At 66.3% G+C, this 10,316-nt stretch carries 8 protein-coding genes; 2 read left to right on the forward strand and 6 right to left on the reverse strand.

What is annotated here, in order from left to right:
* Nucleotides 1–182: 182 nt before the first annotated feature.
* From AQJ91_RS47590 to AQJ91_RS55045, 6 genes are all read right to left on the reverse strand, one after another.
* The gene (locus AQJ91_RS47590) at nucleotides 183–845 is read right to left on the reverse strand and encodes a hypothetical protein (RefSeq protein WP_067036435.1); all 663 of its coding nucleotides are present in this window, start codon (nucleotides 843–845) and stop codon (nucleotides 183–185) included.
* 26 nt (nucleotides 846–871) lie between these two features.
* Nucleotides 872–1,885 carry a hypothetical protein gene (locus AQJ91_RS47595; protein WP_067036438.1) on the reverse strand — a complete coding sequence of 338 codons (1,014 nt, stop codon included), beginning with the start codon at nucleotides 1,883–1,885 and terminating at the stop codon, nucleotides 872–874.
* A 2-nt stretch (nucleotides 1,886–1,887) separates the two neighbouring features.
* Nucleotides 1,888–4,161: a hypothetical protein gene (locus tag AQJ91_RS47600; protein ID WP_067036441.1), complete on the reverse strand. Its 2,274-nt coding sequence runs from the start codon at nucleotides 4,159–4,161 to the stop codon at nucleotides 1,888–1,890.
* A 62-nt stretch (nucleotides 4,162–4,223) separates the two neighbouring features.
* On the reverse strand, nucleotides 4,224–4,679 hold the full coding sequence (locus AQJ91_RS47605) for a hypothetical protein (protein ID WP_067036444.1): 456 nt from the start codon (nucleotides 4,677–4,679) through the stop codon (nucleotides 4,224–4,226).
* Nucleotides 4,680–4,837: 158 nt separating this feature from the next.
* Nucleotides 4,838–6,073 carry a type VII secretion-associated serine protease mycosin gene (gene mycP, locus AQJ91_RS47610; protein ID WP_067036448.1) on the reverse strand — a complete coding sequence of 412 codons (1,236 nt, stop codon included), beginning with the start codon at nucleotides 6,071–6,073 and terminating at the stop codon, nucleotides 4,838–4,840.
* A gap of 1,843 nt (nucleotides 6,074–7,916) precedes the next feature.
* Nucleotides 7,917–8,564: a hypothetical protein gene (locus AQJ91_RS55045; protein ID WP_199848225.1), complete on the reverse strand. Its 648-nt coding sequence runs from the start codon at nucleotides 8,562–8,564 to the stop codon at nucleotides 7,917–7,919.
* 385 nt (nucleotides 8,565–8,949) lie between these two features.
* Here AQJ91_RS55045 and AQJ91_RS47625 point away from each other — a divergent pair, with 385 nt between their 5' ends.
* Together AQJ91_RS47625 and AQJ91_RS47630 are read left to right on the forward strand one after the other, a co-directional pair.
* A complete protein-coding gene (locus tag AQJ91_RS47625; protein ID WP_067036458.1) occupies nucleotides 8,950–9,726 on the forward strand; it encodes a class I SAM-dependent methyltransferase in 777 nt (258 codons plus the stop codon).
* Nucleotides 9,723–10,271, forward strand: coding sequence for a hypothetical protein (locus tag AQJ91_RS47630; protein WP_067036461.1), 549 nt, complete (start codon nucleotides 9,723–9,725; stop codon nucleotides 10,269–10,271). Before AQJ91_RS47625 ends, AQJ91_RS47630 begins: the two co-directional genes overlap by 4 nt.
* The last annotated feature ends 45 nt before the right edge of the window (nucleotides 10,272–10,316 follow it).

The raw sequence follows: 10,316 nt of genomic DNA on the forward strand, positions 1-10,316 counted from the left end.
CGGCGGTCCAGGGGACCAGGGTGGGGTGGGCACGCACGGGAGGTGTCCACCCCGGTCCGGGACGAGCGCTGCGGTCTCCATGGTTGATCACAGATTTCAAGCGTGTGTCGCACGTCCGACGAGCTTCCAGTCTGGGAATCGTCCCAACGGGAGGGTGACAGAACGGCAAGTCCGGCATTGCCCTACTGCACCTGATCCGCAAGCGCTTCGGTGAGGTCGCCGAGCTGCTTCCGATTCAGAGACGTGGTCCCTGCTTCCCCCGCACCGACGAGGAGGGAGGCGTCTCCGTCGCCATCGAGCTTCAGACGTTCGGCGGCGACGTTGCCGCTGTCGGTGATGACCACCTCTCCGACTTCGGCTTTCCCGACCTTGTCGACGTAACTGGTCAGGTCGTCGGCGGTCAGTGCGGCCAGCGACGAGACCACCGGCGCCAACGGGGCGATCCCGCTCGGCTCACGCGTGGCGAGGGTGTGCACCTGCACGCTCTGCTGCCCGATGTGGAACGTGCAGCTCACCAGGACTCCGGGGTTCTCAGCCAACGGTTCCCCGGCCTCGGCACGCTCTCCGCCCTCGGCCGTGGCGACGGGTTCGTCACTGTCCTGCACAGGCCCTGGGCCGGCGTCTGCGTTCAGGCCCGCAGCCTTCGCGGCCTCGGCCATGTCGTAGGGCAGCGGGCAGGTACTCGCCCCGTTATCCGGTATACCGTCGGCGGTTTCGGTCAGGCCGCTCAGGCTCAGCGGTGCCGCACTACTGCTGCTGTCGCTGTCGTCGCTCTGGCAGCCGGTCATCAGGGCCGCCGCAGTCAGAGCGGCTGCGATCGCCACCCGGTGTCGTGGGTATGTCACGTCTCGTGTCCTCAGTGCTCTCAGGGTTACTGTGCGTTGCAGCCGAACCGTTTGCCAGCGACGTCGACGAAGTTCTCGAACAGGTCCTTCGTGCGCGGGGTGCCGGACTCCCCGATGGCCGAGGTGTAGTCCTGTCCTAGCTCCATGGAGAAATACGTCGGAGTGCCCGCGCAATCGGCGACCACGTGCCGGGGGTCGAAACCTGACACCTGGTGACCCGCCACCCGCGGCTGCTCCTTGTACTCGGGAGAGGAGCGGATGCCCGCGACGATCTGCGGTTCCTGGGTCACGGCGTAGGTGGCGTGGCCCGTGACCTCGCACGACCAGGTGGGGTTGGTGTGGTCCTGGACCATCTCCCTCACCTTGGTCGGTCCTTCCGGTCCCGGGAATTCCATGCCGGTGAGGCCGCACACCACGCCGTCTTTGACCTGGCGCGCTTCTGGGACAGCGGCGAGGTTATCGGGTGCGGTGAGGGGCTGCTCGGCCGCACAGTCCGCTCGCTCTGCCGCGCTGTTGGCGACTTCGGTCAGGAGCCGGGTGAATTTCACCGGGTCCGAGCCTTCGGGGGCGTATCCCTCGACGATGGCGGGTCCGTCAGCCGTCGTGCAGGAGTCGGGCAGCAAGACCCAGCCGTGGTCCGAGCCCACCGCGCCGGTGACGCCGCCGGAGAAGAAGGACATCGTGGCCGGGCTCGGCCAACGGCCGTTGTCGGTGAAGGGGAAGTCACCGCGCTCGCGGCTCCCCGAGATCGTCAGGTGCTCGGTGTTCGACCCCAGGAGGAAGGATGAGCTCTCCACTGTGCAGGTGAAGGCGAGCCGGTCGCTCGGCCGGTCGTCCAGACCATCCCGGTCGGAGATGCGGCCGGACTTGGAGAAGACAGCATCGGCCGGGTCGGTGGACACCAGCCCTCCGCACACGTCATTGCCGCCGAAGAGGTTGGTGTTCAACCACAGGTGCGCACCCACTGCCAGCACAGCGACCGCTAGGACGGGGGCAATGATCTTTCGTCCGAGTCTTGCCCGGCCGCTGGTGTCCGTCATCTTCACTTCCTCGTACGCAGAGCCGAGTAAGCATCCTCGCGCCCAGTGATGAAGCTCTGCTTGGCCTCACCCTTGGCATGGTCGTGCGCCTCGGTACCACTGATGCCGTGCTCGCTCCCCCAAGCGTCAAGGAGCGCGTTCGTGCCGCCGATGCCCGCGGACGTGGTGGTGCTGTCCTCGGACCTGGCCACATCCTCGGCAGCAGCCGCCACGTCCTTGGAGTACTCGTAGGTGGCCGCATCGACCATGCGCTGAACCGGGTCGCCCACCACGGGAATCTGGGTGAAGAGGCCGCCGACCCCGTGGTACGTGTAGCGCATGTCGTCGTTGAGAGTACCGATCTTGGTGTCCCGGTCATCGAGGATCATGTCGGACCCGATGGCGGTCATGGAGCCGTACACCTCGCCGACATGGCGGGCCTTGTTGTCCCAGTCGCCGACGACGTTGTTCTGCTGGCCGGCCGAGGCGTCCCTGGTCGTGTCCAGGTACTCGGCCGAGTAGAGCTTCTGGTTCTCGTACAGGAGATCGTGGACGAGGACGGGCTCGCCCTCGGGAGTCGTCCCGTACGCCGCGTCGGATACCCCGCGCATCACACGGAGCAGGCTGTGCTTGCTGTTGGTGATGCTCGACTCGTCTCCGTTCGCATTGATGCTGGAGAGCCCCTCGGGGCTGCTCGGCTCGGTACCGCTGAGGATCGCGTGGGTGTCGACCGTGTAGTCAGCGAGGGCGCGTCCGAGGGGGACCTTCAGGTTCTCCGGGATCGTGTCGCCCTTGTCGTCCTTGTCCAGCTGGGTGATGGTCTCCTGCATTACCCGCGTCTGGGCCTCCGTGTGGTGATCAAAGGCCGCCCCGGCGGAGTTGGGCTCTCGCCCGGTGGTTGCCGCCTCCAGCGCCGCGCCGAGTCCGGTGCGGTTGAGGGGGTCATCCATGGTGACGACCGTCGTACCGGCGACCGTGCTGTGCTGTGGCCACTCACGCTCGTTGAGCAGATACTTCAGGTGATCGTTGCCGACATGGTCAGGCCCTGAGCCGTTGCCTGCGGGGTCGAAAAAGGCGGTGGCCGCGTCGGGGTTCTTGCTCATGACGCCGAGGAGCCCGTCCAGGGCGTCGGCACGGATTCCGTCGTGGCCGGCTCCCCACTCGGTGTAGATGCCAGGCTGCTTCTTCTCGGCTGCTATCAGGTCGTCGCCCAGCTCGTAGAGGAACTGGTCGTCGTACTTGACGTCGCCGTGCTGCATCAGGCTGACGAACGACTGGTAACCGTAGAGCGGCTGGGTGTTCGACCCATAGTTCTTGGTGCCGTGCTTGTCGAGGCTCTCCGTCCACTGCCGGTAGAACCTGCCGTCGTCGCTAGCGAGCCAGTCCTTGAACTTCTGGGACCCCGGAGGAGCGTCGGCCACCGAGCCGGGCACCTGGGTGGCCCTGGCGACAGTGTCGGCCAAACCGCCCTGCAGTTCCAGGTACTGGCCCTTGTGCTTCTTGTCGGAGTCGTAGGCGAGTTCGTTCAGCTGGTTGGTGAGCTTGATCGTGCCGTCAGGGCCGAGCCCATTCAGCAAGGTCTGACTAAACACCTTGTTGTCGGAGTTGTCCCGGAAGGCCCGGTCCAGTTCGGCGAGTTCAGTCGCGGACACCTTCGCGCCGCCCGCAAGCTTGCTCGCGATGTCCTCCGCGTTCTCTGCTTCGTACTTCTCGATGTCGCCCTGGGCCTTACCGTTGAAGCCGCTGGTCGTGCCGTCAGTGGTGTCCGAGTCGATCACGACGGCCTTGAAGGCGATCTCGACGCCCTTGTCGGCATCCTCCACGGCCTTGACGAGCTGATCGATGCGGTCCTGCCAGGACCTGACGGCCTTGCGTACGCTCTCCTGAAAGTCAGGGTCGTGGTGATAGGCGGTACGCGTCCCTTGGTCGAGCCTTGCGGTGTCGTAGGAGACCACTCCCTGATCTGACACCCTCATGTCGTCGCCGATGGCCTCCTGCCGAGCCGTCTTGAGCTTGCCGCGCAGATCCACGAACTGCGTGTGCGCGTCGCGCAGGAGCGAGGCGACCGCCTTGGCCTCTGTCTGGGCGTTCTGGAACTCCTTCAGAGTGACGTCGAAGCGTCGGTTGGCGGCATCCGCGCTCAGTCCCAACCACGTCTGGCCCATAGAGATACCGTGCACGTCGCGCTTGTAGTCCTGCTCCCGCTTGTGGAACTCCTGCGCCATCTCGTCCCAGCTGTCGGCGGCTGCGGTGAGCGTGGACAGATCGGTCGTCATGATCTCGTGATACGTCGGCATGGGTCCCCGTTGTGCGCGTTGACGTGAACGATCGGTGGAAGGAGCTCGCGGTCAGCGGATACTCAGTAGTTGTTGAAGTTGGAGGAAGTGCCCACCCGGTTTGCGGCGCCGAGGTCGGTGCTCTGGAACAGAGTGCTGGTGTTGCGCAGGGCTTCCTTCTCGGATCCCAGGCGGTTCATCAGGTTCTGTACCTGTTCACCCCAGGTCTTGTGGGCGCTTTTGAGGGCACCCGACGTGACCCATCCATGGCCGTCCTTGGCGCTGAAAGCTTTGACCGTGGAGTTGGTCTCCTCGTCCGACCAGTCCCCGGCTTTGCGGGTGCCGGGCTCGATGCGTTGCTCGATGGCTTGCGCCGCAGCCCGCTTCTCGGCAGGGCTTGACGCCAGATCCTTCTGACCGCCGACGAGACCACCTCCAGAGGAGCCGCTCCCATCGGCCGGGAGCTGATTCAGTTGCATCCCAGCCGACTGCCTAGATACGGCTTCGGTCTTGAGCTGTTCCCACTCGTCCCACGCCATGCGAACGTGCCCTTCCCCGTATGTGACTTCCGCCAGATACAAACACCGGCGTCTATCCAACCAGCATCGAACATTCTTCCATCAGGCCACATGACAGTATCGGCGCAGCATCACGTGCCCCATCCGTATCCGCCACCAACGGGCCTGAGCATCTGTACTCAGCCACCGATGAACGTCGTGTTGCGGCGCCGAGCGCGCACTACAGGGATGGCGATTGCGGCACCCAGCAGGGCGGCGGCGCCTACGCCTAGGGCGATCCAGAGGGCCGTGCCGCTGTCATCGTCGCGTGCGGGGGCGGCGGCGGACGGCTTGTCTTCCTCGACCTTGTTTCCGGCGGGCTCTGTGGCTTCCGGGGACGGCGACTTGGGTTGTGCGGCGGCAAGGTCGGGGAGCGGGTACTCATCGGCTGGGCCCGGATCGCCGGGAGTTTTCAGGGCGATCCGGGGACGCACGATTCCGTAGCCGATGTGGTCGTTCCGCTTCGCGCCGCTTGTGGGGGCGCCTGCGGTGTTGAGCATGACCCTGAGGACCTGGTTGTTGGTCCAGTCAGGGTGCTTCGACCAGATGAGGGCTGCACTTGCGGAGGCGATGGCGGTGGCGTCACTCGTGCCACTTGTTTTGCAGATGCCCGTCTTGCCGCCGCATGCGTGGACCATGTCGGCGCCCGGTGCGGCTAGGTCTACCTGGGGACCGTACTGTGACTCGGCTGTCTTGCGGAGATCTTGTCCAATCGACCCTACTCCGACGACCCCTGGAGTGGCGGCGGGGTACGCGAGGGAAGAGTCTCCGTCGTTGCCGACGCCTGCGAAGATCAACGCTCCCTTGTCGAGTGCGTACGAAACGGCATCGGCCAACTGCTTTGAGCCAGCTCGGGATCCCATGGAGATGTTGATGACCCGCGCGCCCGAGTCAGCTGCGTAGCGAATGCCAGAGCTGACCGTTTGGTTGAACTCCTTTGTGTAGCGGGGGGCATTCAGACCATGATCTGGCGTCCGAATAGGCAGAATCTTCACCCCGGGGGCAAGCCCGAAAGCCCCGATTCCCTCACCGCGCTTTCCCGTGCCCGCGATCAAGCCCGCCATGCCCGTGCCGTGACCGTCGTAGTCAGTGCGCTCATCGCCCTGAGCCTCTACCGCCAGGTCCCTCCCCGGAAGTACTTGACCCACCAGGTCGGGGTTCTTGTCGTCGACCCCGCTGTCGATGACTGCGACGGTGACGCCGTCGCCCTTGGTGATCTTCCATATCTCCTCCGCCTTCATGGCGGTCAGATGCCACTGCTGGGAACGGATGGACTCCGCATGGGACGGCGTAGCGGCGATACCCACCAGCAGGGCCGCCAGTACTCCCGGCAGCAGGGTCCCGCGACTGAGACGCTGCATTTGGCTGGTGGGCATCGGCATTCCTTGCGGTCCTAACGGAGTTCAGTCAACGACGGGCGGTGTCGTGCGACGTACGCCTTGCTGCCAGGTTTCTTCGTCTTCAGTGAGGTAGTCGGGGCGCTCGCCTCGGCGATCCTCAGGACGAGGATCCGCCGAGCGAGATCCCGGCGGTACGACAGGTCCGCCACGCCCAACCGGTCTGGCGCCGTGCTGCGGCTCGCCTGCCCGGCGCACGACGCCTGAGGCCGAGGGCCCGCCGCGCGTGCCGCCTTGCGCTGCAGGGCCCGCAGGGCGTCCGCTGCCGCCCGAAGCACCGTGTACTGCTCCAGAGCCGCCCGGGGTGAAGGGTCGTGCACTGCCCGTCCCGGCCTGTTGGGGACGGCCGCCGACGATGCCGCCAGTTTCCGGGGCGAAACGACGACCACCCGTCCCACCGCCGGGTGCAGAGGGAGCCGTGCCACGTGCCGCAGCGGAACCGCCAGCGCTGATGGGGCGGGCATTCACGCCTCCCGGTCCCTGCGGGCGGCCACCGACAATGCCCTCGGGCTGTCCTGCGATGCGCCGGCCACTGCCCGTTCCGCCCTGGACGGCCCCCGGCCTTCCGGTACCGACGGGCTGCCCCGCTTGGCCACGGCCATACACACCCTCACCACCGATCACAGTGCCCCGAGGGATTCCACCGGTGCCTCGTCCCGGAGACGGAGCCACCGGCCTCCCGCCCGTGATCCCTCCCCCTGTCGTGGGGCGCTGCGAGGAAGGCCCGGCGCCCTTCGGGGACTGCCCAGGGGCTACCGGGGGCCGGAGCCCAGGAGAGGGACGGCTTGCACCTGTCGTAGGGCCCGACGGCCTCTGTGCGCCTCCAGCCACTGGCGGTGATAGTCCGGGAGGCATCGCCGGAGTTCCCTCCGGCCGTCCACCCGCCGTCGGCGGGCCACTCGGCGGCCCCGACGGGGAAGTCGGTGCCTCGGGCAGGGTGGCAACGCTATCGATCTCCACCCCTGTGGACGACGGCGGACGCGCAGCTCCTCCAGCAGGGGCTCCAGGAGCAGTGGCAGAAGTCTCGGGAGCGCCAACTGGCCCGCTCACTCCACCACCCTGACCCACCGAGCCATCGGCACGGCCGGGTCCGACAGGTCCAGCCGTGCCAGGAGTGGCTGTGCCGGGGGCACCACCGGTGAACGCGAGATCTTCGCTGGTCGTGTCGAAGCCCTCTTTACCAGGCATGACAGCCTTTGGTGGCGGCGGAAACGCCGGCTTCTCCAACGAGTCCATCTGCTGCGCAGACAGCGTGTAGGACTCCCCCAGCTTCCTCATCTGCTGAGCAGCCTCTTGCCGGTCCGCCTCCCGCTGGCCCAGGATCGCCTGGATGTCCCGGGTGGAGTCACGGGTGACGGAGGCCGAGTCGGGGTCCTTGGGCGCGGCCTTCGCTGCTTCCAGGTTCGCCTGCGCCGTGCTCAGGACGGACTGCCCGTACTTCGTGTCCCGGGGAATCGACGCCTGAACGTTCGCGATCGTGCCGGCGGCCTGGTCGAGCCACTTCGCGGCGCCCGCGCTGTACTCCGCCAGCCTCAACGTCGCGTTCGCCAGGTCCCCGCTCCAACTGCGGAACTCGTCGGCGCCCTCACCTTTCCAACTCACCCACTGCGGGCGCGTCTTCAGCTCCTCCCCGGCCTTCTGGACCTCTGCGGCGACCTTCTTGAGCTTGGCCGCGGCGGCGACGACCGCGGCGGCGTCGGCCTGATCCAGCCAGTCGAGCATGGCCTCGTGACTCATGCTCTCGAACGACGTCTTGCCGCCTCTGCCCTTGTCGCTCATCTCGTCTCCCCGTTGTCCCCGTGATGCGTCACCGGCCGCGTCATCAGAAGCCCGACGCGCCGGATGTGTCGCCACTGCCGGAGGTATCGCCGGGCTTCGTGGTCTTCCCGCCCGGCGCACTCGGAACCTGCGGCTCGTAGCTTCCGCCGTAGTGCTCGGTCGTGTCCTTGCTGATGGCCAGCATGCGCCGGCTGACGTCCGTGTCCACGTTCTCGTAGCCTTTGTGCGAGGCCAGGACCGCGATACTCAAGCCCTCGATGGACTCGGTGAGAAGCTTCGAGAGCTTCTCCAGCTCCGAGATCACTGTCTCGTACGAGGCGAACACGTTGCCCGCCTCAGCCCAACCACCGGCTCCGCCCCCGAATTTGGCCCGCGCCATCACGTCCTGCCCCACCTGCTTGGGGCCTGCGGGTCCTTCCCTCAGGTCACGCAGGAGAGCGTCGATGCGGTCGCGGAACTTCGTGAACGACTGCAGCTCGGTGATGACGTCTCCGACAGCCGAAACGGTTGCCTGGAGGCCTGACCCGATGCCGAACACGTCTGCGGCCGCCCGTGCTACTGGTCCCCCAAAAAGGCCCTCCGCCCATGCGGCTGGGTCCGCCACAGGTGCGTCGATCGCCCCATCGTCCGCCACAGCGTCCTCCCCGTTAGCCAAAGCGTCAGGTATCACTCTAGCTACGGGCACTGACATTCCGTACACTTCCTTTGCGTCTGCAAGTAAGCGCACAAGTGGGCAAGTCGGGTGCAGTCGGTCACAACTGAACGTCACGAATTCGTGACAGTCGCTCTGGTTATCACCGTCACCGGTGGCCGAAAAGCGTGTACCGGCCTGGGATCACACCCGGGTTGAGACGAGAGCCACCGCACCGGTGCGCGAAGAACCGATCAGCAGGACAAGAGGCGCTGCCTGCCTCCCAGTCGAGGACGTCGCCGTCCCTATCTGCCGCAGGTTCCGTGATGCGAATACCCGCCGCCCTCCGCAATCACCGTCCAGTTACAGCCTGTTGTAGATCAAGTACCCGCGATATCCTGTCCTCTGCCCTGTACGGCACAACCGGCGGCACGCGAGGGGGATCGTGGAAGGGCGCGACGTGCGTGGGCACTACGAGGGGCTGGCAGCCGAATACGACGAGCACTGGGTCTATGGTCCGGACTACATTCCCTGGATGTCCAGCCGGATCACTGAGGCACTGCGGCTCGGCCCCATGGACCGGATCGCCGACATCGGCTCCGGTACGGGCCTGTTCGCCAGGGAAGTGGCCAAGCAGCTCCAGCCTCGCCATCCCATTCTGTGCGTCGATCCTTCCGCAGCGATGCTCGGTCAGCTCGGCACGCCGCCTCCGTCCGATCTGACGCCAGTCGTTGCTTCTGCCGAGGACATCGCAGAAGGACGTACTCGACTGCCGTACGAACAGCTCGATGCGATGTGGCTGAAGGAGTCGGTGCATCACGTGGCCGATCAGGCGAGCACGCTGCGCGGCCTGGCCGAGCGGCTGGCGCCCGGAGGCAGGCTGCTGGTGGTGATGCTCCCGGCCACCATTCAGTACCCGCTGTTCGAGGCGGCCCTCGCGCGCTTCGAGGAGCTGCAGCCGGACCCGGCCGTGATCGAGGGGCACTTGCGGGCTGCCGGGCTGAAGGCCGGTCTCGCCCATGCCGAGCATGAGCTGCGCATCGACCGGGACAAGTACCTCGGCATGGTGCGTGCCCGCTACATGTCCCTGCTCTCCACGTTCAGCGACAGCGAGATCGAGAAGGGCATCGAGGAGATGCGGATCGCTCATCCGGAGCCCGTGCTGGTTTTTCCGGACCGGTTCGCGTTCGTCCTCGGCCAGCGAGGTGGGGGGTCCAAGTGAGCACCATGGTCGATGAACGGCTGCGGCGCCTGCGGAGTGAGCTCGACGACCACTCGCGGATCGCCGATCGGCTGGGGCTTGATCTGGAACGGCCGTTACGGTCCCTCAATGACGGCTATCCCGAGAACGCGGTTGCCCTGGTCGGGAAACTGACCGAGAAGCTGCTCAAGGAGCTGTGGCGCCACCACGGCGTCGAGGGCGACCCCTCGACGAAGGCCCTGAACGACCTGGTCAAGCGCTGCCGTCCGTACATCCGCAGTAGCACCGTTGTGGATGCGCTCGACGACATTCGACGGCTCCGGAACCGGTCCACACACGACGGGTACGACATCAGCGACGAGGACGGGCTGCTGGCTGTCCGCAGGCTCGTGGATGTGCTGGTCTGGTTCACCGACACCGGGAGTGCGGCCCTTCTCGGCGGTGAGCCGGACATGGCGCCCGAGGTGGCGCGCCGCTGCGAGTTCCTCGCCGGGCTGTACGTCACTCTCGGCTACCCCTCTCTGTCAGCCTGTGGTGAGACGCCCCGCTTCGGCGGGTTAGCCTGAGAGGGCACGACAGGAGAACCACCCCCTCATGACCAGCACCAAGCC

Origin of the sequence: Streptomyces dysideae (assembly GCF_001514305.1) — a bacterium.
Lineage (GTDB): Bacteria > Actinomycetota > Actinomycetes > Streptomycetales > Streptomycetaceae > Streptomyces > Streptomyces dysideae.

What these genes read in the sequence shown, in the direction of transcription:
- AQJ91_RS47595 (WP_067036438.1), bottom strand. Translation starts at nt 1,885, where the DNA reads ATGACGGACACCAGCGGCCGGGCAAGACTCGGACGAAAGATCATTGCC.
- AQJ91_RS47600 (WP_067036441.1), bottom strand. Translation starts at nt 4,161, where the DNA reads ATGCCGACGTATCACGAGATCATGACGACCGATCTGTCCACGCTCACC.
- AQJ91_RS47605 (WP_067036444.1), bottom strand. Translation starts at nt 4,679, where the DNA reads ATGGCGTGGGACGAGTGGGAACAGCTCAAGACCGAAGCCGTATCTAGG.
- mycP (WP_067036448.1), bottom strand. Translation starts at nt 6,073, where the DNA reads ATGCCCACCAGCCAAATGCAGCGTCTCAGTCGCGGGACCCTGCTGCCG.
- AQJ91_RS55045 (WP_199848225.1), bottom strand. Translation starts at nt 8,564, where the DNA reads ATGTCAGTGCCCGTAGCTAGAGTGATACCTGACGCTTTGGCTAACGGG.